Annotated in this window: 20 protein-coding genes; 10 read left to right on the top strand and 10 right to left on the bottom strand. The window is 60.7% G+C overall.

All coding sequences use genetic code 11. The features are described 5' to 3' along the window. Positions 1-107: 107 nt before the first annotated feature. Together ACJ8J1_RS03085 and ACJ8J1_RS03080 are read right to left on the bottom strand one after the other, a co-directional pair. The gene (locus ACJ8J1_RS03085) at positions 108-1175 is read right to left on the bottom strand and encodes an FUSC family protein (protein WP_033643781.1); all 1068 of its coding nucleotides are present in this window, start codon (positions 1173-1175) and stop codon (positions 108-110) included. 94 nt (positions 1176-1269) lie between these two features. Beyond that, complete coding sequence (locus ACJ8J1_RS03080) at positions 1270-2037, bottom strand: N-acetylmuramoyl-L-alanine amidase (protein ID WP_033643783.1); 768 nt, start codon at positions 2035-2037, stop codon at positions 1270-1272. 175 nt (positions 2038-2212) lie between these two features. On the opposite strand from ACJ8J1_RS03080, the gene ACJ8J1_RS03075 reads away from it, so the two are divergent. Continuing rightward, positions 2213-2959, top strand: coding sequence for a S24 family peptidase (locus ACJ8J1_RS03075; RefSeq protein ID WP_033643785.1), 747 nt, complete (start codon positions 2213-2215; stop codon positions 2957-2959). 36 nt (positions 2960-2995) lie between these two features. Here the strand turns inward: ACJ8J1_RS03075 and ACJ8J1_RS03070 are convergent, their stop codons facing one another. After that, positions 2996-4105, bottom strand: a complete 1110-nt coding sequence (locus ACJ8J1_RS03070; protein WP_033644325.1) for an SDR family oxidoreductase — start codon at positions 4103-4105, stop codon at positions 2996-2998. A 519-nt stretch (positions 4106-4624) separates the two neighbouring features. Here ACJ8J1_RS03070 and ACJ8J1_RS03065 point away from each other — a divergent pair. Both ACJ8J1_RS03065 and sbcB read left to right on the top strand, forming a co-directional pair. Next, positions 4625-4813, top strand: coding sequence for a DNA polymerase III subunit theta (locus ACJ8J1_RS03065; RefSeq protein ID WP_033643787.1), 189 nt, complete (start codon positions 4625-4627; stop codon positions 4811-4813). 90 nt (positions 4814-4903) lie between these two features. Then, on the top strand, positions 4904-6331 hold the full coding sequence (gene sbcB, locus ACJ8J1_RS03060; protein WP_033643788.1) for an exodeoxyribonuclease I: 1428 nt from the start codon (positions 4904-4906) through the stop codon (positions 6329-6331). A gap of 70 nt (positions 6332-6401) precedes the next feature. Here the strand turns inward: sbcB and ACJ8J1_RS03055 are convergent, their stop codons facing one another. Both ACJ8J1_RS03055 and ACJ8J1_RS03050 read right to left on the bottom strand, forming a co-directional pair. Beyond that, positions 6402-7769, bottom strand: a complete 1368-nt coding sequence (locus ACJ8J1_RS03055; protein WP_025303526.1) for an APC family permease — start codon at positions 7767-7769, stop codon at positions 6402-6404. A gap of 535 nt (positions 7770-8304) precedes the next feature. Continuing rightward, positions 8305-9723 carry a glutamine synthetase family protein gene (locus tag ACJ8J1_RS03050; protein ID WP_033643789.1) on the bottom strand — a complete coding sequence of 473 codons (1419 nt, stop codon included), beginning with the start codon at positions 9721-9723 and terminating at the stop codon, positions 8305-8307. A gap of 394 nt (positions 9724-10117) precedes the next feature. On the opposite strand from ACJ8J1_RS03050, the gene puuR reads away from it, so the two are divergent. From puuR to ACJ8J1_RS03025, 5 genes are all read left to right on the top strand, one after another. Then, entirely contained in the window at positions 10118-10675 is a 558-nt protein-coding gene (gene puuR / locus ACJ8J1_RS03045) for an HTH-type transcriptional regulator PuuR (protein WP_016927000.1), read from the top strand. Positions 10676-10830: 155 nt separating this feature from the next. Continuing rightward, positions 10831-12342 (top strand): sugar ABC transporter ATP-binding protein, encoded by a 1512-nt coding sequence (locus tag ACJ8J1_RS03040; protein WP_033643790.1) that lies wholly within the window; start codon positions 10831-10833, stop codon positions 12340-12342. After that, a complete protein-coding gene (locus ACJ8J1_RS03035) occupies positions 12339-13334 on the top strand; it encodes an ABC transporter permease (protein WP_033643792.1) in 996 nt (331 codons plus the stop codon). The genes ACJ8J1_RS03040 and ACJ8J1_RS03035 overlap by 4 nt, the downstream gene beginning before the upstream one ends. Positions 13335-13578: 244 nt before the next feature. Then, complete coding sequence (locus ACJ8J1_RS03030; RefSeq protein ID WP_033643793.1) at positions 13579-15567, top strand: ligand-gated channel protein; 1989 nt, start codon at positions 13579-13581, stop codon at positions 15565-15567. 55 nt (positions 15568-15622) lie between these two features. Continuing rightward, positions 15623-16570, top strand: coding sequence for a siderophore ABC transporter substrate-binding protein (locus ACJ8J1_RS03025; protein ID WP_033643794.1), 948 nt, complete (start codon positions 15623-15625; stop codon positions 16568-16570). Positions 16571-16603: 33 nt separating this feature from the next. Here ACJ8J1_RS03025 and ACJ8J1_RS03020 read toward each other — a convergent pair whose 3' ends face one another. Next, positions 16604-17392 (bottom strand): ABC transporter ATP-binding protein, encoded by a 789-nt coding sequence (locus tag ACJ8J1_RS03020; RefSeq protein WP_033643795.1) that lies wholly within the window; start codon positions 17390-17392, stop codon positions 16604-16606. Continuing rightward, positions 17389-18471 carry a FecCD family ABC transporter permease gene (locus ACJ8J1_RS03015; RefSeq protein WP_033643796.1) on the bottom strand — a complete coding sequence of 361 codons (1083 nt, stop codon included), beginning with the start codon at positions 18469-18471 and terminating at the stop codon, positions 17389-17391. Before ACJ8J1_RS03015 ends, ACJ8J1_RS03020 begins: the two co-directional genes overlap by 4 nt. 369 nt (positions 18472-18840) lie before the next feature. Between ACJ8J1_RS03015 and ACJ8J1_RS03010 the strand changes: the two genes are divergently transcribed. Then, positions 18841-19941 (top strand): GGDEF domain-containing protein, encoded by a 1101-nt coding sequence (locus tag ACJ8J1_RS03010; protein WP_033643797.1) that lies wholly within the window; start codon positions 18841-18843, stop codon positions 19939-19941. Between the two features lie 45 nt (positions 19942-19986). Here the strand turns inward: ACJ8J1_RS03010 and ACJ8J1_RS03005 are convergent, their stop codons facing one another. The 3 genes from ACJ8J1_RS03005 to ACJ8J1_RS02995 form a co-directional block, all read right to left on the bottom strand. Then, positions 19987-21465 carry an amino acid permease gene (locus tag ACJ8J1_RS03005; protein WP_033643798.1) on the bottom strand — a complete coding sequence of 493 codons (1479 nt, stop codon included), beginning with the start codon at positions 21463-21465 and terminating at the stop codon, positions 19987-19989. Positions 21466-21686: 221 nt separating this feature from the next. Then, positions 21687-22553, bottom strand: coding sequence for a DNA-binding transcriptional regulator YeiE (gene yieE / locus ACJ8J1_RS03000; RefSeq protein ID WP_021505917.1), 867 nt, complete (start codon positions 22551-22553; stop codon positions 21687-21689). A gap of 98 nt (positions 22554-22651) precedes the next feature. Further along, entirely contained in the window at positions 22652-22849 is a 198-nt protein-coding gene (locus ACJ8J1_RS02995; RefSeq protein WP_033643799.1) for a hypothetical protein, read from the bottom strand. Positions 22850-23042: 193 nt separating this feature from the next. Here ACJ8J1_RS02995 and ACJ8J1_RS02990 point away from each other — a divergent pair, with 193 nt between their 5' ends. Then, a complete protein-coding gene (locus ACJ8J1_RS02990; protein WP_033643801.1) occupies positions 23043-24116 on the top strand; it encodes a YeiH family putative sulfate export transporter in 1074 nt (357 codons plus the stop codon). Positions 24117-24145 lie beyond the last annotated feature (29 nt).

Below are 24145 nucleotides of genomic sequence, written 5' to 3'. Positions count from 1 at the left end.
CACCAAGATACAGGTTTGTGGCGGTCCGGCACAACAGTGATTGGCTTATCTTACCCACTTTGCCCCGGCGGCCAAAACCCAAAGCGCCGCCTTCATGATCTGACCCCTTATTCGCGCCCGGCGGCGGTGCAAACCTGGAGCAAATCCCCCAACTCTTCCAACTGCTGCGCCAGCTCCATGCTGAGCCAAACGTAGCCGTAAATCGGCGCTTCGCCGTGTTGGCCGACGCTGACTTCCTGCATCAGCGTTTTCAGCTCGCCGGCGATTTCCGCCAGCTGCCCCGCCGCCGCCTGGCGCTGCGCCTGCGGCCCTTCGCGCATCAGCACCGCCAGCGACTCCAGCGAGCTCAGCGTCAGCAGCTGGGTGCTGCGCAGCGTGCGGGCATTCAGCATGATGAAGTGCGTTTCGCGCGAGGCCCAGTAAGCATCCGCCATCAGTTCCAGCGTGCACACCAGATTGCGGCTGAGGGTTTGCACCGCTTCGAACACCGCTTTGGGGATGCGGGTTTCCTTGCTGGCGGGCACGATCAGGCTGCGCAACTTCACCACCTGATTCAACAGATCCTTGAGCTGCGGCTCCAGCCGCGGCCGCTCGATAACGTTCGGCGAAAAATACGCGCCGTAGAGGCGGGCGGCGGTTTGCAGGCAGTCCGCCATTTGCATGCGCCACAGAATGTAGGCGCGCTGCGGGTAGATGCTGGTGAACAGCAGCGCCAACAGCGAGCCGAAGATCACGTCGCCGCTTCGCCACAGCGCGGTGTGCATGTCGCCGGCGCCCGCGCCGCACACTACCGCCAGCGTGATCCCCACCAGCAGCGCCATATACGGCCGTTTGCCGAGCGTCAGGTAACCGCAGACGAACATCACCACGCCGCACCAAACCAGCATCAGCGGCAGCGAATAGAGCTCCAGATACAGGGCGATCAGGCCGGAGGCGGCGCCGAACACCGTGCCGGCAATGCGTTGCAGCGCCCGCTGCAGCACGTTGCCCCAAAACGAGATCGGCCCCATCACCACCACCAGGGTGATCAGCGGCCAGGTGCCTTCGGGCACCGCCAGCAGGCGGATCAGCAGAAAGGTCAGGATAAACGCCAGCCCGATGCGCACGCCGTGTACGATGCGGTAGTGGCGATAGGTCAGCAGTTCAAGGGAAGAGATTTTTCGATCGAGGCGCACAGTGCCTCCGATAAAGACCAGCCAGGCCGCTATTTTAGCGGAGGAAGCCCGGCGAGGAAAAGGCGAATGAGGCGTCCCCCATTCACCTTCAGGCTCAGGCGACGTACTTGTCGACCAGCGCGCGCAGAACGGCGGCGGTTTCAACATCCATCACGCCGTCATACTTCTGCTGACGGAAGTGCAGCTGGAACGCGCGCACCAGCTGGCGATAGCCTTCTGCGGTGTTCGCCGCCGAGGTGTCGTAGCCATATTGGGCGAACAGTTTCAGCAGCTCGGCCTGCGCCGGCAGACCCTGGCTGCAGTATTCCTGCTGGCGCTGCTGCTTGGTCGCTTCGTCATACCAGGCGCCGACGCCGGCCTGATACAGCTGCTGCCACGGGAACTGCGGGCCCGGATCGCTCTTGCGGCCCGGCGCGATGTCCGAGTGCGCCACCACGTTCACCGGCGAGATGTCCGGATAACGCTGCAGGATGTTCTGCGCCAGCTGGGTGACGGCCTCGATCTGCTGCGGATTGAACGGCGGGAAGGTGATGTTTCCACCGTCGCCGCTCGCCAGGTTGACGATCTCGATGCCGATCGAGGTGTCGTTGATATTGCTGCGGGTGCCCCATTGGCTGCTGCCGGCATGCCAGGCGCGCTCATTCTCGTCCACCAGGTTGAAGATGCGCACGCCGCTGAAGCCGGCCGCCTGATAGGTCGCCTCGGTCGGATCCGGCACCAGATAGTGCGCGCTGACCGATTTTCCGGTCAACGACTTCACCGAGTCGGCGAAGTTTTGCGCCGTGTAGTGCAGCACCAGAAAGCGCACGCGGTGGCCGAAGCTGGCGACCGATCGGTAGCTATTGTAATCAATCTTGTACATCGTAAAGTCCCTCTCTCGTTTGATTTCACTGAGCGGCCCCTCATCATGACAGACCGCCCCGCACGGGTGAACCCTTGGCTCACCCTTTTGTTTTAGCTAATTGCTAAATCATGCGCAAGTGTTTTTTAGCAAAATCGTTATTTACCTTTTTGCTAAAGAGTGCGATCATTGCACGATGGAAACTAAAGAAATCAGGCGCAACAATCTGCGCGAATTGATGGCCCGCTACGCCCGGCAAGGCGTCAACCAGAATGAATTCGCCACGCTGGTTGAGTCTTCCGCGCCGACGCTGAGCCAAATCATCGGGGAGAAATCCTCCCGCAATCTTGGCGACAATCTGGCCAGGCGGATCGAGGCCAAGCTGAATTTGCCCAAGGGCTGGTTCGACGTGTTTCATGAAAAGCAGCTGGTGCGCCCGTTTGACAACGTGGCGGCGGAGTCGGACTTCCAACCCGCCCGCTTGAAACCGGTGGTATGGGAAGATACCGAACAAGACAAGGAAGAGTTTGTGGAGATCCCGCTGCTGGATATCGATTTTTCCGCCGGCGACGGCTGCTACGAAATCGTCGATCGCGAGGAGTTTTCGCTGATCTTTCGCCGTTACTATCTGCACAAGATGGGGGTGGCGGTCAACGCCGCGCGCATTATCCGCATCTCCGGCTCCAGCATGGAGCCGCGCCTGCAGGACGGCGACGTGGTCGGCATCAACACCGACGACACGCGCATCCGCGAGGGCAAGACCTACGCCATCCGCCACGGCAATTTGCTGCGGGTGAAGGTGCTTATCGAGCAGCCGGACGGCGGCGTCATCATCCGCTCCCTCAACCGGGAAGAGTACCAGGACGAGCATCTCAGCTATCAGCAGCGCAAAGAGCAACTGGTGGTGCTCGGCCGCGTCTTCTGGTCATCTTCGTCCTGGTAACGGACCACAGCGTCGGGCGCCCAGGGCGCCCGGCGGTTATTTGAAGTCCACCACCATCTGTTGCTGAATGGACAACCCGCGGGTCGACTGCACGCAGCCGGCGATGTAGTCGGTGAAGCGCGGCGGTTTCGGCATGCCCAGCTTGAGGATTTTCTCGTTGCTGAAACGCACGTTGAGCATGGCGAACGATCCGTACAGGCGCATCGCTTTGAGCATCAGCCGCTCGTTGCACGGGCCGAAAATGTCTTTCAGCTGACGGCGCATTTTCACCAGCGCGTCATACGTCACCTGCGCATACTCATCGCCCACCGGCGCCTTTTCCAGCGCCGCCGCCATGGCGCGGTCGATTTCGGCAAAGCTGACGCTGCTCTCCTCACCGGCGGAGATATGATAAACGTCGTTCTCGAGCGTTTCGCTGTTCATCAACATCACCAACGCATCCGCACAGTAGTCCGCCGGGATCACATCGATATTGTCCTGCAGCGAACACATGAACTTGCGCAGCATCAGCGCCATGCCGAACACCCAGAAAATGCTGCTGGAAGGCTGGCAGCCCAAGCGAGTGTGGCCAACGACGATCGACGGACGGGCGATGGTCAGCGGCATGTGCGGGCAGCGCTGGCGCATCAGCTGTTCGATGGTGGATTTGGAACGCGTATATTCCACCAGGTGCTCGGCGTCTTCCTCAAACTCGCCGCTCTCCGACACCAGCGAACCCGGCTCCGGCGAACAGGACATGGCGGTACCGACGTGCAGGAAGCGTTTTAATCCCGGCACCTGCGCCATTCTTTCGGCAAAGGCCAGTGTGCCTTCTACGTTTACCTTCCAAATGAGCGGGTTATTACCGAAAGAAGCAACGGCCGCGCAGTTAATAACGTGCGTGACTTTGTTAATGCGTGCGTCAGTTAAAAAGTCGGCTGGCTCGGAAAGGTCGCCCAACAATATATTTTCTATCGTAATTTTAGACAGCAGATTCGCGTCGATATTAAATTTTTCCATATTCGCGCGAATACGGGCCAGCCCTTGCTGCGCATCGTCGGCGCGCACCAGTAAAAGATAATTAATAGACTGATTTTCAATCAATAATTTTTCAAGAACTGCACCACCGAGAAAGCCGGTAGCGCCGGTCAACAGTAGCGTTTTCATCATTGTCACCCACATTGGTATTGAATATGGGAGATTGTATCTGCGGATATTTAAACAAATATTAAATAGAATTACGGCGCCCAAACTCACTTTTCTTAATATTATCTTAAGGAATCTTTTGAAACATTCACCGGGGCTTTAGTAACAAATGAACTACGTAGATTCCAGGATTAATCTCTGCCGTTTAAATACCATTGATGTAGTGCCTGATTTAATTTACCGGTCAATGTTATTTCTCTTTTCGTCCGTGGAGGACTTATGACCTATAACCAAAAAATCTGGTTGGGGGTTTTGCTGCTATGCACCCTGTTTTGGGTGGCGGTGATCGGCGGCGCCTGTTCGCTGTATCAACGCGTGGATCGCTTTCAGGCACATCACGCAGAGAGCGAGTTCGCAGCCCGTCACGGCCAGGCGCCTTGCGCGCAACCCGGCGCTCAGGCGTCGACTGCCCCCCGGAATGGGTAGGGACAATATCCGCTAACGATCCTATTATGCCCTAAGGTTAACAGGGAGATAACGATGGCTCGAAAGCTGGATAGCTTACCGCAGGCGCAACGCGAGAAAATAGAAACCGATTTGCTGGCCATCAGCGTGATCTACAACGAACGCTACGGCATCGCCTCCACTCAGGCGGAAACAGAACAACAGGTCCCCGACCACCTGCTCCCCTACTTTCATCAACGGCTGAATTATTATCGCCGTGCGTAATTGCGCGCATTTCGCTAACCGCCGCTTGGCATCGCTCCCCACGCCGTTACAATAGAGGCATATTGTATCCGCCACTGAAGAGACGCGATTTTGAGCAGCAAGGCAACGGCCACATTTTACATTCACGATTACGAGACCTTCGGCAAGAGCCCGTCGCTGGACCGCCCGGCGCAGTTCGCCGGCGTGCGCACCGATATGGATTTCAACATTATCGAAGAGCCGCTGGTCATCTACTGCGCCCCGGCCGACGATTACCTGCCGGAACCGGAGGCGGTGATGATCACCGGCATCACGCCGCAGGTGGCGCGCGCCAAAGGCGTTAACGAAGCCGAATTCACCCGCCAAATCCATCAGGCCTTCAGCGTGGCCGGCACCTGCATTCTCGGTTACAACAACATCCGCTTCGATGACGAAGTGAGCCGCAATATCTTCTATCGCAACTTCTACGATCCCTACGCCTACAGCTGGCAAAACGGCAACTCGCGCTGGGATCTGCTGGATGTGATGCGCGCCTGCTACGCTCTGCGCCCGGACGGCATCGTTTGGCCGGAAAACGAAGACGGTTTCCCCAGCTTCCGCCTGGAACACCTGACGCGCGCCAACGGCGTCGAGCACACGCAGGCTCACGACGCGATGTCGGACGTTTACGCCACCATCGCCATGGCCAAGCTGGTCAAGCAGGCGCAGCCGCGGCTGTTCGATTTCCTGTTGCAGCACCGCAATAAACACAAGCTGAACGCCCTGATCGACGTCGCCGACATGACGCCGCTGGTGCACGTCTCCGGCATGTTCGGCGCGGCGCGCGGCAATACCAGCTGGGTGTCGCCGCTGGCCTGGCACCCGGACAACAAGAATGCGGTGATCATGTGCGATCTGGCCGGCGACATGACGCCGCTGTTGACGTTGAGCGCCGAGCAGCTGCGTGAGCGGCTGTACACCCGCCGCGACGATCTGGCGCCGGATCAGGCGCCGGTGCCGATCAAGCTGGTGCACATCAACAAATGCCCGGTGCTGGCGCCGGCCAAAACCCTGCTGCCGGAGAACGCCGAGCGGCTGGGCATCGATCGTCAGGCGTGCCTGCAAAATCTGCAGCTGCTGAAACAGCATCCGGAAGTGCGCGAGAAAGTGGTCGCGCTGTTCGCCGAAGCCGAGCCGTTCAAAGGTTCCGAGGACGTCGACGCCCGCTTGTACGATGGTTTCTTCAGCGACGCCGACAAGGCGGCGATGAGGATTATCCAGCAGACCAAGCCGCAGAACCTGCCGGCGCTGGATCTGGCCTTCAGCGACGGCCGCATGAAAGAGCTGCTGTTCCGCTTCCGCGCGCGCAACTACCCGAATACGCTGGACGACGCCGAGCAGCGCCGCTGGCTGCAACATCGTCAGGAAGCCTTGAGCGCGGAGCGCGTGCAGAGCTATCTGCTGCAGCTCGAATCGCTGTATAACCTGCACGAAGGCGACAAAGAGAAAACCGCCCTGCTGAAAGCGCTGTTCGATTACGGCAAAGAGTTGGTGGGATAAAATCCGCCGCAGCAGAAAAGGAAAAGGCCGCGAAAGCGGCCTTTTTTGTGGCTGAGGAGACGGCTCGCGTTTAGGCGGCGTCTTCGCTCGCTTGCGGCACCGGCAGACGGAAGCTGCGGGTGACGAAGGCCAGGTAGATCAGGCCGATGGCAGCCCAAACCAGGCCCAGCGTCATCGAGCTGGCTTCCAGGTTGATCCACAGCGCGCCGACGGTCAGTGCGCCCATCACCGGCAGGATCAGGTAGTTGAACGTGTCCTTCACGGTGCGGTTCATCTTGTCGCGAATATAGAACTGCGAGATCACCGACAGGTTAACGAAGGTGAAGGCCACCAGCGCACCGAAGTTGATCAGCGCGGTCGCGGTCACCAGGTCAAACGACACCGCGGACAACGCGATGGCGCCTACCAGCAGCACGTTCAGCGCCGGGGTACGCCACTTCGGATGCACATAGCCGAAGAAGCGAGTCGGGAACACGCCGTCGCGGCCCATCACGTACATCAGACGCGAAACGCCCGCATGCGCCGCCATGCCCGACGCCAATACCGTCACGCAGGAGAACACCAGGATCACCGACTGGAAGAACTTGCCCGCCACGTACAGCATGATTTCAGGCTGCGACGCGTCCGGATCCTTGAAGCGCGAAATGTCCGGGAAGTACAGCTGCACGAAGTAAGACACCACGATAAAGATGATGCCGCCGATCAGCGCCGTCAGGAAGATGGCTTTCGGGATCACTTTTTCCGCGTCTTTGGTCTCTTCGGACAGCGAGCTGATGCCGTCGAAGCCCAGGAACGAGAAGCACAGGATGGTCGCGCCGGTAATCATCGGCACCACGTGAGCGTTATCGGACCAGAACGGGCGGCTGCTGACCAGCGTACCGGCGCCTTCGCCGTGGTAAATGCCGTTGATCACCAGGCCGAGGAACACGATCATGATCGCCACCTGCACCACCACGATGATGGAGTTCAGGTTAGCCACCAGCTTGATGCCGCGCAGGTTGAAAATCGTCATCAAGCCGACCAGCACCGCCACGAAGATCCAGGACGGTACGCCCGGGAAGATCGCTTCCAGGTAAATCTTGGCCAGCAAAATGTTGATCATCGGCATGAACAGGTAGTCCAGCAACGATGACCAGCCCACCATAAAGCCGACGTGCGGGCTGATGGCTTTCTGGGCGTAGGTGTAGGCGGAACCGGCGGAAGGGAACTTCTTCACCAGCTTGCCGTAGCTCAGGGCGGTAAACAGGATCGCCAGCAGAGCGAAGGCGTACGCGGTCGCGACGTGACCATCGGTCAGGCCGGATACGATGCCGAAGGTATCGAAAATGGTCATTGGCTGCAGGTAAGCCAAGCCCATCATCACTACCGGAACTAAAGTCAGGGTTTTACGCAGCTGAGTGCGCTGAGCCGGAGCGGCGTTGATGGTGTTATCGGACATTGTTCAGCCCCCCCTTACCTTGAGCCTTGCGGATGGCGGACACGCCAAGACTTAAGGTTGCGGGGAAACTTCGCAACGAGCGACTTAATTCTAAAAGAAGGGGGTTGTAAGCTGGATAACGGGTCGAGGTAACCTCGGCTGCTCCATAGTCGCTGCGGCCACAGCGGAAACCGGCGGGCACCGGCGCTAAAGTGAAAAATTGCCCCATCTTTCTAATCCTCATGAGTCACGACCATAAAGTTTTGTTTGATCGTGCACGAAACTATTTATCTATCCGGATCGGTGTCCGGCCTCGCTTGGTGTATGAAACGCTACGTTGGTAAAACATAATGCAAAAAAAATAACCGACGCTTTCAAAACGTCGGCTATCTGCATTTGAGATATTTTGCACCAGAATGCCTCCGAATGACAAGATCCGGAAACCCTCAAATACAAATTCTTTTTGTCGATCGCACGGAAAACCAGCCCGGCAGGCGAATTAATCCGCTGCCGGCAGGCCAGTCGCCCGCACATACCTCTTACTTTATACGCCTATTCAGGCATTTTTCAACATCCAGTCGATCTCGGTTTCCGTCACTCGCCGTTCAAACTGCAGCAGTTCGTCGGTCTTGCAGGCGTGATAAACGCGGGTAAAACGCTCGCCGAGATAGTGCGTCAGCGCGTGCTGATGTTCAAACTCGTACAGCGCGTCGCTCTGGCGGATCGGCAGCGGCAGCCCCTCTTGCTCCAGCCCGTTACCGGTCACCGGCTCAGGCAGCGGCAGTAGGTTGTCCAGCCCGTACAGCATGCCGGCCAGGATCGCCGCCATCACCAGATACGGATTGGCGTCGGCGCCGGCCACGCGATACTCCACCCGATGGTTCTCCGGTTCGCCGCAGGGAATGCGCAGCGCCACGGTGCGGTTATTGTGGCCCCAGGCGGCCTGGATCGGCACATACATCCCCGGCTGGAAACGCCGATAGGCATTGACGTTCGGCGCCAACAGCGCCATCGACGCCGGCATCAGGGTGATCATCCCGGCCAGCGCCTGTTTCAAGAGCGGCGAATCCTCGCCTTCGCCGTCGGCGAACAGGTTGTTGCCCGCGCCATCCTGCATGCTGACGTGCACGTGCATGCCGCTGCCGGCGTAATCCTCATAGGGCTTGGCCATAAAGGTGGCGTGCATGCCGTGGTTCTCGGCCACCAGCCGCACCAGCCGCTTCAGCGCCAGCGCGTGGTCGCAGGCCTGCAAGATATCGTCGGTATGGCGCAGGTTGACCTCGAACTGCCCTGGCGAGGCCTCCGCCACCGCGCCGTCCGCCGGCAGCCCCTGCAGCTTCGCCAGCGCGTCGATATCGTTCAGCACCTCGGCGAAATGGTTCAGGTTATCGACGGAGTACACCTGGCTTTGGGTGTTGCGCTCCTGCGTGCCGGGCGCACACGGCGGTTGCAAATCGCCTTCCGCGTCGCGCTGCCGATCGATGAGATAAAACTCCAGCTCTACCGCTGCCACCGGGAACAAGCCGCGCTGTCGCAGCGCCTGCCACACGCGGTTCAGCACATTGCGGGGTTCAACGTCAAAGGGAGTACCATCTTCATCCAGCATGGTGAGCAGCACCTGGCCGATGTGCTGCGGATCGGCCGCCGACGGCGTCAGCGAACCGGGCACCGGCAGGCATACGCGATCCGGTTCGCCGAGTTCCTGCCCAAGGCCCGCCTCCTCCACCACGTTGCCGAGGATGTCCATAGCGAACACCGACGCGGGGAAGTAGCTGCCTTTTTCCAGTTTTTTCAACCCTGAGACGGGTATGCGTTTGCCGCGGAAGGAACCATTGAGATCGGTGAGAAGGATATCGATATACTGCGTGGCGGGATGGCGTTCCAAATAATGAGCGACCTCATTTTGGAACGCGCTACTTCGCCTCTCTTCATGATGCTGTGCAAAATGTTCAACTGCTGCGCTATTGGTTTGCATACGTCACCCGCCATTATGCTCTTAAGGCGCGTTGGCGCCCGTCCGCCGTTCGATTCAACACATGATTGGATTTCTCGCCAGGTCGCGCCGCTGCGGGCGCTCAAAATAACATCCACAACATGAAACATAGTCTTAACAGAATGGGTTTGCAAATGTTACAATCCTGTTTGATTATTCGCCACCGGCTGCTAAATTGATAAAATATTGACCGAAAAGGCCTTGCCGCCATTTTCACGTCAACTATTTTGTCCGCCGCGCCGACGGTGAGCATGGGCAATATATTTTCCAAACCTACCCTAACTACCGATATCATGCAGCATCGTTATCGACCAGGCAGGCGCCCGATACCGATCGTCATTTCAGCCTGTCGCCCTTACCAGAAGGAAGTACCGCTATGAGCGAAGCCAGCTTGGCACCGGGCAAACGCCTGTCGCAGATCCGCCAGCAATTGGGTTTGTCACAGCGCCGGGTCGCCGAACTGTCCGGGTTAACCCACAGTGCGATCAGCACCATCGAACAGGACAAAGTCAGCCCGGCCATCAGCACGCTGCAAAAGTTGCTTAAGGTGTATGGCCTGTCGCTGTCGGAATTCTTTGCCGAACCGGAGGCCGTCGACGAGCCGCGCGTGGTGATCGACGCCGAGGATCTGATTGAGATCGGCAGCCAGGGGGTGTCGATGAAGCTGGTGCACAACGGCAGCCCGACGCGCAACCTGGCGATGATGCTGGAAACCTACCAGCCCGGCACCACCACCGGCGAAAAGATCAAGCATCAGGGCGAAGAGATAGGCACCCTGCTGGAGGGCGAGATCGTGCTGACCATCAACGGCCAGAGTTACTGCCTGACCGCCGGTCAGAGCTACGCCATCAACACCGGCATTCCGCACAGCTTCAGCAATACCTCGGCGCGCATCTGCCGCATCGTCAGCGCACACACCCCCACCACCTTCTGACCGTTTATCGCTCCGGCGCAGCCTGACGCGGGTTGCGCCCCTGTCCGCCCACGCTTTTCATCGCCGTTATGCCATTTTGTTGGTTGCCAACGGCGCAATCTGTGTTACAACAGAGCAAAACAGCCATCTAAACATCTAAACGGCCTCACTACGCAATGTCAACCGCAACGCCTTCGCGCCTCGAGATGCGCAATATCTCGATCGCCTTCGCCGGCTTCAACGCGCTGCAGGACGTGGACTTCACGCTGCACGGCGGCTCAATCCACGCGCTGGTCGGCGCCAACGGCGCGGGCAAATCGACGCTAATGTCGATCCTCTCCGGCGCCCACGATCACTACCGCGGCGAGATCCTGATCGACGGCCGGGCAGTGGAAATTCATTCCCCGCTGCAGGCGCGCCGCCACGGCATCCACGTGGTACAGCAAGAAGTCGATGTCGCGCTGATCCCCACGCTGTCGGTGGCGGAAAACATCATGCTGGACTGGCTGAACGAACCGGGCCACTGGCTGAACTGGGCGGAACTGCACCGCCGCGCCGCAGAGCTGCTGCAGCAATGGGCGCTGCCGCTCAACCCGCGCAGACGCCTGGCGGACTGCACGCTGGCGGAAAAACAGCAGGTGCTGCTGGCGCGCGCGCTGTCGCACCGCTGCCGTTTTCTGGTGCTCGATGAACCGACTGCGCCGCTCGATCGCGCCGAGAGCGAGCGCCTGTTCAACGTGGTGCGCCGCCTGCAATCCGAAGGCATCGGCATCGTATTCATTTCTCACCGCATCCACGAACTGAGCGACATTTGCGATCGGCTGACGGTGCTGCGCGACGGCCGCCGCGTCAGCGAAGACGCCATGCGCGGCCTCGGCGGCGAACAGATCGTCGAGAAAATGCTCGGCCACCGGCTGGACGACATTTTCCCGCCGCCGCGCCCGCCGCACGCGGAGCGTACGCTGCTGCAGGTGGAGGGCTTGCGCGATCGCCATAAGCTGCGCGACGTTTCGCTGCGGCTGCATGAAGGCGAGATCCTCGGCATCGCCGGGCTGGCCGGGGCCGGGAAAAGCGAGCTGTGCAAGGCATTGTTCGGCGCCGGCGCCGCGCTGCTGGAACGCGGCGAACTGCGCGGGCAGCCCTGGGCGCCGCGTGCGCCGCATCTGTCGGTCGAACAGGGGCTGGCGCTGGTGCCGGAAGAACGCCGCAAAGAAGGCATTTTTATCGATGAGGCGATCCCGATGAACCTGAGCGTCAGCGCCGATGACAGCTTCTCGCGCTGGAGCCTGTTCAGCCGGCGGCAAGAGCTGCGCTGGGCGCGCGAGATCATGCAGCGTCTGAACATTCGCGCCTCCGGCCCGCAACAGCGGCTGGCGCGCCTGTCCGGCGGCAATCAGCAAAAAGTGGCGATCGGCAAGTGGCTGCGCGGCGACGCCGACGTGCTGATCTTCGATGAGCCGACCAAGGGCGTGGACATCAAGGCCAAACAGGAGCTGTTCAGCCTGATCGACGGCCTGGCCCGCGCCGGCAAAGGCGTGATTTACGCCTCCGGCGAGTTCGCCGAGCTGGTTGGCCTGTGCGATCGCATCTGCGTGCTGTGGGATGGCCGCATCGTGGCGGAGCTGAACGCCGCCGATACCGACGAAGAAACCTTATTGCTCTATTCCACCGGAGGAACCCCTGCGTGAGTAAAGAATTTGCCTTGCGGCCGGCGCTGCCCTGGCGCCAACAGCTGTTCGATTTCCTCTACAAGTGGGGCATGCTGCTGACCGTCGCGGCGCTGGTCGCCCTGTTTGGCCTGGCGTCGGACAACTTTCTCGATGCCAACAACATCATCAATATCCTGCGTTCGATCGCCATCGTGACAGTAATCGCCATCGGCGTCTCTATCTCGCTGTCGGTCGGCGGTTTCGATCTGTCGGTCGGCTCGACCGCCTCGCTGGCCAACGCGCTGGTGATTTCCCTGTTCGTCTGGCACGGGTTCGGCACCACCGGCGCCATCGTGGTGACGCTGTTGCTGTGCACGCTGGTCGGCCTGTTCAACGCCCTGCTAATCGTGGTGCTCAAAATCCCCGATATGCTGGCGACGCTGGCCAGCCTGTTCGTGATCCAGGGCGTGGCGATGACCTACAGCTACGGCGGCTCCATCACCCAAAACATGGTGCTGCCGAATGGCGACATGGCGGAAGGCCTGATCCCGGAAGTGTTTTCCGCCCTCGGCCAGGTGCCGGTGATCGTGCTGATCATGCTGGCGGTCACCGTGGCGGTACAGCTGTTCCTGTCGTTGACCAAGCACGGCCGCCGCATGTACGCCATCGGCGGCAACCCCGAGGCGGCACGCCTGTCGGGCATTCGCACCGTACGTTACAGGGTTGCCGCTTACGTCATTTCTTCTTGGCTGGCGGCGCTTGGCGGCATCCTGCTGGCGTCACGTATCGGCTCTTCGCAGGTCAATGCCGGCGGTGGCTATCTGATGGATGCGGTGGCGGCGGCCTACATCGGCTTCTCGCTGGCCGGCGCCGGCAAACCCAATGCGCTCGGCACCCTGAGCGGCGCGGTGATCCTCGGCGTGCTGCAAAACGGCCTGGTGATGCTGTCGGTGCCCTACTACGCCATGGACATTATCAAAGGCCTGGTGTTGGCGCTGGCGCTGGCCATCACCTATATCCAGAAACGCTGATCCTCTCCGGCGCACGTCTGCTGCGCCGCTTTTCCCTTTAATTCATCCGGTTACTCTTTCCCGCCAGAATAACAAGCATACAAATGATATGAATTATCATTAGCGTTTACATTCAGTAAAAAATCCTTACAATGGCCTCACGCAACGCTGACGAAGCGACGGATTTCTCAGCGAACGATGAATTATTTCATTAGAAATTCAATTGGTTAATTACTTTCACTTCAATCCAGGAAAGGTTTACCTCATGGAAACGCCACGTTACAGCAAGCTCGCCGCTCTGGTGATCGCCTCACTCAGCGCCACCGCCGCACTGGCCGCGCCGCAGGACGACACCCAAGACACCATGGTCGTCACCGCCTCCGGCTTCCAGCAAAAAATTCAGGACTCCGCCGCCTCCATCTCGGTGATCCCGCGCCAGCAGATCGAAGATAAGGCCTATCGCGACGTGACCGACGCGCTGAAAGACGTGCCGGGCGTGGTCGTCACCGGCGGCGCCAGCAGCAGCGACATCAGCATCCGCGGCATGTCCTCCAAGTACACGCTGATCCTGGTGGACGGCAAGCGCGTTGACACCCGCGGCACCCGGCCGAACAGCGATAACGCCGGCATCGAACAGGGCTGGCTGCCGCCGATGGAAGCCATCGAGCGCATCGAAGTGGTGCGCGGGCCGATGTCTTCGCTGTACGGTTCCGACGCCATGGGCGGCGTGATCAACGTCATCACCCGCAAGACTTCCCGCACCGAGTGGAAAGGCTCGCTGCACGGCGACGCCACCCTTCAGGAAAACCGCGATTCCGGCGATCTGTTCCAGACCAACGCCTACGCCTCCGGCCCACTGATTGAAGGCCTGCTCGGCGTGCGGGTCAACGGCCTGCTGTCGCGCCGCGCCGAAGATAAAATCGCCAACGGTTACAACGAACAGCGCATGCGCAGCGGCACCGCGGTGTTCACTCTGACGCCAGACGAGAAAAACGAATTCGACTTCGAAATCGGCCGCTCGCTGCAGGATCGCAACAGCACGCCGGGCAAATCGGTGGTGGCGGAGCGCTGCAGCAAAGGCAAGTGCAAACCTACCTCTCGCAGCGAAAATCTCTACACCCGCACCAACTACGCGCTGACCCACAACGGTTATTACGACTTCGGTAACTCCACCAGCTACGTTCAGCGGGAAGAGACCAATAACCCGGGCCGCAAGATGAAGATGTACAACACCATCTTCAACACCCAGAACCAGTTCGAGCTGGGTGCCCACATGCTGAACCTCGGCGGCCAATACCGCTATGAGAAACTGGGCGACAGCGGCAACCAGCTGAGCTCGGCGCAAGACGTCAACCAGCTGACGCGCTGGAGCTGGGCGCTGTTCGCCGAGGACGAATGGGCGCTGACCAACGACTTCAGCCTGACCAGCGGCATCCGTATGGATCGCGATCAAAACTTTGGCAGCCACTGGTCGCCGCGCATGTACGGCGTCTGGCACCTGACCGAACAGTGGACGATGAAAGGCGGCGTCTCCGCCGGCTACCGTTCGCCGGATCTGCGCCAATCCTCCGCCAGCTGGGGCCAGGTCACCGGCGGCGGCGTGCGTAACGGCATCATCGTCGGCAACCCGGATCTGCAGCCGGAGAAGAGCCTGAGCGAAGAGATCGGCCTGATGTGGGACAGCCTGGAAGGCGTCAATGCCGGGGTGACGGTCTTCAACACCGACTTCAAGAACAAGATCACCGAAGTGCGCCGCTGCGAAGACACGCCGGACTGTAAGATCGGCAATGACGTCTACGACTTTATCAGCGATCGCGTCAACGTCGACAAAGCCAATATGCGCGGTGTAGAGGCCACCTTCGGCTGGCAGATCAATAAAGACTGGAAGTGGAACGCCAACTACACCTACACCGCTTCCGAGCAGAAAAGCGGCGAGTTCCAGGGCAAGGCGCTGAACCAGATGCCTAAGCACATGATCAACACCGTGCTGGATTGGCAGGCTACGCAAGACCTCAGCCTGTGGTCGCGCGTTAACTTCCGCAGCCGCACCTCAGACTACCTGAGCCGCACGTCGATGGAGACCAGCACCCCGTCCTATACCTTCGTCGATGCGGGCCTGAGCTACCAGGCGGCGAAAAACCTGCAGCTGACCGGCGGGATCTACAACATTCTCGACAAGACCGTGGATTACGATCACTACCGCACCACGCTGGACGGCCGCCGTTACACCGTCGGCATGACCTACAACTTCTGATGCCCCCGGGCGCGCGCTGCGCGCCCTTTTCATTCCATCACCGAGAGGAAGCTCCATGAGATTACGCCGCTCCCCCCTGATGATCGCCCTGCTGGCCGCGATGGCGCTGGCGGGTTGCCACAGCAAAACCGACGCGCCGGCGGCCTCGGCCACCGTCAACGTCCAGCACCTGAACGGCAGCACCGAGGTGAAGAAGCACCCGCAGCGCATCGTGGTGCTGGATTACGCCTCGCTGGAAACGCTGCAGCTGCTGGGCGTCGAGCCGCTGGCGCTGCCCGGCAACCGCAAGAACTTGCCGGATAACCTGAAGCGCTATCAGGATGACAAATACCTCAATGCCGGCACCCTGTTCGAACCGGATATGGCCGTGCTGCGCGCCGCCAAACCGGATCTGATCCTGATCGCCGGCCGGGCGTCCAAAGCCTATGACGAGCTGAACACGCTGGCACCGACGTTGAACATGTCCGTCGATCAGCAGGATCAGCTGGGCAGCCTGAAACAGCGCACCCGCCAGTTGGGCGAGCTGTTCGATAAACCGCAACAGGCGCAGGCGGCGATCGATAAGCTGGATGCGCAGATCGCGGCGGTCAAACCGCAGGCCGCCCAGGCCGGACGCGGGCTGGTGGTGCTGTTCTCCGGCGGCAAGATCAGCGCTTACGCCCCCAAGAGCCGTTTCAGCTTCGTCTATGACGCTCTCGGCTTCTCGTCCGCGCTGCAGTCCGATGAAAAAGACGTGCGCGGCAATAAGCTGACGCCTGAGCAGGTCGCCAAACTGAACCCGGACTGGCTGTTCGTCATCGACAGAGACGCCGCGACCGGTCGGCCGAACGCGGTGGCGCCGCAGAAAATCCTCACCGGCACCGCGCTGAAGAAAACCACGGCGGTGAAAAAAGGCCAGGTGGTTTACCTGCCGGCGGCCGAGGTCTATCTGTCCGGCGGCATCGTCACCGCCCAGCACGTCGTCGAACGCGTGAGCGAAGCACTGAACCGCGCTGCGCGATAAAAAAAGCCCGGCGATGCCGGGCTTTTTCCTGGATTATATCGTCGGCTGGTTCACCAGACCGTCTATCAGCACCTGCGGCGTGCCCTGCGAGCAACGCTCGATGCGCCCGCGCACGCCATAGACCCGCGCCAGGCTCTGCGGCGTAATCACCTGATCCGGCGCGCCGTCGGCGATCAGATCGCCATCCTGCAGCATCAGCACGTGGTCGCCGTGACGCAGCGCAATGTTGATGTCATGCACTACCACCACCGTCACGATATCGCGCTTGCGGGTTTCGCGGCGCACCAAATCCATCACGTGGAACTGGTAGTTGAGATCGAGCGCGCTCAGCGGCTCATCCAGCAGCAGCAGCGACGGCTGACGGATCAGCGACTGCGCCAACCCCACCAACTGTTTCTGGCCGCCGGACAGCTGATCGAGATAACTCAGCGCCAGGTGGGCGATGCCCAGCTGTTCCAGCAAAGCCATCACTTCCGCTTCGCTGCCGGCGTTGCTGCGGCCGCCCGAGGCGCGCTGCGCCACGATGATCGACTCCAGCACGTGCAGATGCACCCCGGCGGGCAGCGACTGCGGCAGGTACACCACTTTCTCCGCCCGACGGGCGAACGGCATCTGCATCAAATCGCCGTCGTCCAGCCACAGCTTGCCCTGCGCCGGGTTCAGCCCGGCCAGCGAGCGCAGCAATGTCGATTTGCCGCTGCCGTTCGGCCCCAGCAACACGGTGATTTGCCCGCGCGGCAGCATCGGCACCGAGAGATTGTCGATCACCTGGCGTTTCGGGTAACCCGCCGAGAAGTTTTCTATCCGTAAACCCTGGCTCATACGTTCCCCCGGTGGCGCAGAATAATGCTCAGGAAGAACGGCACCCCGACCAACGACGTCACGATCCCCACCGGGATGATTACCCCAGGCACCAGGTTTTTCGACGCCACCGAGGCCATCGACAGCACCAGCGCGCCAATCAGCGCACTGGCCGGCAGGTAGAAACGGTGATCTTCGCCGAAGATCATGCGGGCGATGTGCGGCGCCACCAGACCGATAAAGCCGATCGGCCCGACGAAAGCCACCGCCAGCGCCGAGAGCATGCTGATGCGCAGCAGCGTGGTCAAACGCAGCCGACGCACGTCGATGCCGAAGCTCACCGCCCGGTCTTCACCCAGACGCAGCGCGGTCAGTTTCCACGAGCTCATCATCGACAGCGGCAGCAGCACGGCGAACACCCCGAACAGAATGCCCAGTTTGTCCCACGAGGCGCGCGCCAGGCTGCCCATGGTCCAGAACACCAGCCCCTGCAGCGTATCCTCGCTGGCGATGAACTGCATCATCGAGACCAGCGCGTTGAAGGTAAACACCAGCGCGATACCGAACAGCACTACGCCGGAGGTGGCGACCCGCGTCCAGCGCGTGATGCCGTCAAGCATCAGCGCGGCGAACAGCGCGAAGATAAAAGCGTTGGCGGAGATGAACCACTGATCGGGGATCCCCGGAATGCCGATGCCGAGCACGATCGCCAGCGCGGCGCCAAAGGCCGCGGCGGAAGACACCCCGAGGGTGAAGGGGCTGGCCAGCGGGTTATTCAGGATGGTCTGCATTTCCGCCCCGGCCAGGCCGAGCGCAAAGCCCACCACCACCGCCATCAACGCATAGGGCAAGCGGATGTCCCAGACGATCACCCGCGTGCCGGCATCGGCCGCGGCGGGATCAAGCAGCGTTTGCCATAAAGACGACAACGACAGGCCGGACGGCCCCATGGTGAAATCCAGCAGCAGCGAGCCCAGGATCGCCAGTGCCAATACGCCCATCATCAACAGGCGATGGCGAAGAATATGCTGATAACGCCCCATCACGCCGGCGTCGGGTTGCCCCTTGGCTTCAGTCATGGGATCGGTGGATACGCTCATTAGTTAAGATACCTGTTGCAACCATCATGACAGCGGCGCGAAAGCGGCCGCCGTGAACCGAAAAGTGTGCGGCAGCAGCCTGCTGCACAGCCGTTAACAATAAAACAAACGATAATACTTATCAATCATATCAATAGGTGAAAACGGCGTTGTCGAAATGTAATAATTTGTTTTTTATCGCCATTTTTCAAACCGCCACGCTTTCCCCCGCCAACGGCCAGTAGGTTAATTATTCTGAAAATTCTTCCTGATCCGACCAGACTCTGACAAATAACGGCAAAACCACATAGAATCCAAAATCACAGCACCGCGCGTGCAAAAAAACTTCAGGCCGCCGCAAGAGCGGCCTTATTGATTGACGAGGCTGTAATGAGAAGTCCATCTCCGGCGGTAACGCCCAAACGCCCGGCGCTGCTGAACTGGCTGTTATACAGCCCGCTGCACGCCGATGACGAGCCGTTTCAACGCCAGCTGCGTCTCACGCTGACGCCCTCTCCTCTCACGCCCTGGCTGAATGCCGCGGGGCCGGCCGCGCTGCTGGCGGGGTACGCCTGGCTGGTCCAGCGGCCGCTCGGCATCGGTTTGTTGCTGCTGCTGCTGTTGTTGACCGCCGGGCGAGCCTGGCTGGCGCGCCGGCGTCAACCGGCCTGGCCGAACGCCATGCTGGTGACGGTGCTGCTGTGGGCGCTGCTGGTCGGCGCCAGCGCCGCTCTGGCGATGCTCTCGGGCCGCTTCGTCTTAATGCTGTTCGCCGGCCTGACGATCACCGCCCTGGCCTGCTGGCTGATGCAACGCCACGCCGCCGTCCCGCGCTTCGCGCTGCTTGAGGTGATCGCGCTGACGCTGCCTTACCTGCTGGCGGCGCCGCTGTCGCGCGTGCAAAACCTGTTTGTCCTGGCGGACCTCGCGCCGCTGTGGCTGGTGCTGGCCCACGGCATGATCGCGCGCTACCACCGCCAGCTGGTGCAGCACGTCACGCTGGCGTGGGAGAAGCAGCAGGCGTCGCACCGCGATCGCCTGACCGGCTTTCTCAACCGCGCAGGCGGCGAGGCGGTGATGCGCAGCATCTGCCGTCCCGAAACGGCGCAGCCGATCTCCCATCTGTTCATTCTTGAATTCGGCCCGCTGGCGGCGCTCTACCAAAGCCACGGCGTCCAGATCGGCGACGACGTGCTGCGCACCGTCGGCGAGCGTCTCAAGACGCTGATCCGCCCCAGCGACTATATCTGCCGCTATACCGGCGGCCAGTTTCTAATTCTGGTGCACGATCTGCCCTACGGCGCGGAAAGCGAGTTTCTGGCGCGCATTGTGCCGCCGCTGGAGGCGCCCTACGATTTTGGCGCGTTCGGCGAGGTGAACATGCAGCTTAACGCCGGCATTGTGGCGCTGACGCAGGATTACGCGACGGTAGAGAGTTTGATGAGCTCGGCGCAGCAGGCGCTGGCGGAAGCCAAAGGCGGGAAAAAGTAAAACAAAACGCGGCGGGAGCCCCCGCCGCGTGTCACTCACCGAAAATTACTTCACGTCCATCTTCGGGAATTCCATCTCGCTGTACTTCACGACACGGGTGCCTTGCGACAGCTTGTAACCAAACCAAATCAGCAGGAACAGCGGAATACCGATGTAGGTCGCGGTCACGCCGTACCAGTCGATCTTGTCTTGCAGGAAGGCCTGGTAGTTCTGCCCCAGGGTGATAATCAGACACAGCACGAAGGCGAAGATCGGCCCCAGCGGGAAGAAACCGGAACGGTACGGCAAATCGTTCAGATCGCGCCCCTGCAGCATGTAGCCGCGACGGAAACGGTAGTGGCTGATGGCGATGCCCAACCAGGCGATGAAACCGGTCATGCCCGAGGTATTCAGCAGCCACAGGTAAACCGACTGGTTACCGAACATCGACGTCAGGAAGCACAGGCCGGCCACCACGCAGGTCGCGTACAGCGCGTTGCGCGGCACGCCGCCTTTCGACAGCTTGGCGAAGATGCGCGGCGCCTTGCCTTCCGAAGCCAGGGTGTACAGCATGCGGGTCGACGCATACATGCCCGAGTTACCGGCCGACAGCACCGCCGTCAGGATCACCGCGTTCATCACCGCCGCCGCCGACAGCAGGCCGGCATGTTGGAAGACCAGCGTGAACGGGCTGACGCTGATGTCTTTCACGTCGTTGCGCAGCAGGCTCGGATCGGTGTACGGAATGATCAGGCTGATGATCAGAATGGCGAAGATATAGAACAACAGGATACGCCAAAACACCTGACGCACCGCGCGCGGGATGTTTTTACCCGGGTTTTCCGATTCGCCGGCTGCGATGCCGATAAGTTCGGTGCCCTGGAACGAGAAGCCGACGATCATGGCCACGCCGATCATCGCCGAGAAGCCACCGGCAAACGGCGCGTCTCCTATTGTCCAGTTCTGCCAGCCGGCATGCTCGCCGCCCTTCAGAATGCCGACGATCATCATCACGCCGACGGCGATGAAGATAATCACGGTGCTGACCTTGATCAGCGCGAACCAGTATTCCGCCTCGCCGAACCCTTTCACCGAAATGTAGTTCAGCAGGAACATCAGGCCGAGGAACAGCGCGCTCCAGATCCAACCCGGGGTGTCCGGGAACCAGTAGCTCATCACCAACTGCGAGGCCACCAGGTCAACGGCGATGGTCACCGCCCAGTTGTACCAGTAGTTCCAGCCCAGCGCGAAGCCGAAGCCTTCTTCTACGTATTTGGCGCCGTAGGTGGAGAATGAACCGGAGACCGGCATAAAGGCCGCCAGTTCGCCCAGGCTGGTCATCAGGAAGTACACCATCAAACCGATCAGAGCGTAAGACAGCAGCGCCCCGCCGGGGCCTGCCTGAGAAACCGTGGCGCCCGAGGCGACGAAGAGGCCGGTGCCGATGGAGCCGCCGATGGCGATCATGGTCAAATGCCGGGCTTTCAATTCACGGCGCAATCCGGGTGCTTGCTGCCCCGATGTTTTTATATCCTGCTGAGCCATTCGTTCCCTATCTATCTGCTCTTCGAAAAATGAGGGCGGATTGTAACAAATACCCGCCGGTGAACTAGCAACATTGCACCGATATAAGATAGCTTCATAATTCAGAGGCAATTATTAGCTGCGGCCCTTATAGCCTTACTTACTCTCATTAATGTGAGCGCGCGCAGGTTTTTATGCTTTTTCCGGCCTGCGCGGCAGCAGAGGGCTTGACGTGCCGCCGGTTACAGCACGCAATAGCTGAGAAAACGTTGCAACGCGTTGGAGACGTGCTTTTGCCGATGGCGGATCAGGTACAGGGTGCGGCGCAGCGGCGGCAACGGCACCGGCAGTTCCACCAGCGCGCCGCTGGCCAGCTGTTCCGCCACCACCCGCCGCGACAGGCAGCTGATGCCGATGCCGTGCCGCACCGCATGCTTGATCGCCTCCGAGTTGCCCAGCTCCATCACCAATTGGAAGTGCGGCAGATGCGCCAACAGCAGATGGTCCAACACTTCACGGGTGCCGGAACCGCGCTCGCGCAGGATCCACGGCGCATTGGCCAGCGCCTCCAGCGTCGGCGGTTGACGGGTCAGCGGGTTATCCGGCGCGGCGAACACCACCAGCTCGTCCTCCAGCCACGGCTGCGTCACCAGCTCCGGCATATGGCAAGGCCCTTCGATCAGCCCCAGATCGACGCGAAAATCCGCCACCGCCACGATTACGTCCTGGCTATTGCCGACGTTCAGCTCCAGCGGCGTGGCGGGAAAATCCCGGCGGTAGCGGGCGATCATCTCCGGCAGCATGTAGTTGCCGATGGTGCTGCTGGCGGCGATGCGCAACGCCCCGCCGTCATGGCGAAACAGCTGCTCTATCTCCCCCGCCTGTTCCAACAGCGCCAGCGCCTTGGGATACAGCAACCGGCCGTGCTCGTTGATCACCAGCCGTTTGCCGACGCGATCGAACAGCTGCACGCCCAGCTGCCCCTCCAGATCCGCCAGCGCCGCGCTGACCGCCGACTGCGACAGCGCCAGCACCACCGAGGCCTGCGTGGTCGAACCGCTTTTCAGCACTTCGGTAAAGACTTCCAGTTGACGCAACGTGATATGCATAGCTGTCCCGGTATTGAAAGAAGGTTCTGCCAGAGAACCCCAATATGGTGTGGTGGGCAGCCCGGCCAGGCTACCCTGTTTGCGGCCAGATCGGCGCGCTATTTGCCCAACGCGACCAGCTGCGCCGCCGCGGCCAGCACCGGCTCTCGCGGCGTGCCGGTTTCGTCCCGCAGTATCAATTGCAGCATCGCCGCGAGATGGTCGCGGTCGATCGCCTTGTTTTCTTCAATCAACCGCCGCACCGCGCGGCCCACTTCCTGATCTACCTGCTCTCTGCGTTGATCGTCGGTATCCATCGCCTGCTCCTGTTAGTTGGAAAATTGACGGCGGCTCGCCGCTCCTCCACACCCTAGCCGCAATGCGGCGTTATGCCAATGGCTGACCCCATACCACTTATTCAGATAGGTTATAAATATATAATCAATTTCTCTTTTATTCAGCCCAAACGTACTCTTGACCGCAAGAAACAGACTGAAGGACTGACTTTATATGGCGACTGATACCACTCACACTTACCCCGAGCGACGCTTCCCGCTGTTCGGCCTGCCGCGGCTGGTGCCGGGGCTGGCGCTGACCGGCGCGCTCACCGCGCTGGCCGTCTGGGCCGGCGACATTCCCAGGGTGGCGGAGCTGGGGCTGGGGGCGCTGACGCTGGCGATCCTGCTCGGCATTCTGGTGGGCAACACGCTGTACCCCCGCTGGCAAACCGTTTGTCACAGCGGCGTACAGCTGGCCAAACAGCGCCTGCTGCGTCTGGGCATTATCCTTTACGGCTTCCGGCTGACCTTTCAGCAGATCGCCGACGTGGGCGCCAGCGGCATCATCATCGATGCGCTGACCCTGATCACCACTTTCCTGCTGGCCTGCTGGCTCGGCAAGAAAGTGTTCGGCATCGACAGCCAAACCGCGATACTGATCGGCGCCGGCAGCAGCATTTGCGGCGCGGCGGCGGTGATGGCCACCGAGCCGGTGCTGAAGGCCGACTCCAGCAAAGTGGCGGTGGCGGTTTCGACCGTGGTGGTGTTCGGCACCCTGGCGATCTTCGCCTATCCGTGGCTGTATCAGTTGAATGAACACTTCCAGTGGCTGCCGTTCAGCCAGGAAACCTTCGGCATCTACGCCGGCTCCACCATCCACGAAGTGGCTCAGGTGGTCGCCGCCGGGCACGCCATCGGGCCGGACGCCGAAAATGCGGCGGTGATCGCCAAGATGATCCGCGTGATGATGCTGGCGCCGTTCCTGCTGCTGCTGTCGGGCTACATCAGCCGAGGCAGCGCAGGCAAGGCGGAAAAATCCGCCATCACCATTCCGTGGTTCGCCGTGCTGTTTATCGCCGTCGCCGGGCTGAACTCCTTCAACCTGCTGCCGGCCACGCTGGTGCGGCACCTGATCACCGCCGACACCTGGATGCTGGCGATGGCGATGGCGGCGCTGGGGCTGACTACCCACATCAGCGCCGTGCGCCAGGCCGGGATGAAACCGATTCTGCTGGCAACGCTGCTGTTCGTCTGGCTGCTGGTCGGCGGCGGCGCGATAAACCAACTGGTGCAACACCTGCTGTAATCTCCCTCGGCGGCCCGCTTCGGCGGGCC

It is taken from the genome of Serratia sp. CY37869 (genome assembly GCF_052168895.1).
Classification (GTDB): Bacteria; Pseudomonadota; Gammaproteobacteria; order Enterobacterales; family Enterobacteriaceae; genus Serratia; species Serratia ureilytica.
Note: the sequence above shows the minus strand (reverse complement) of the source record. Positions and strands in the feature narration are given on the sequence as shown.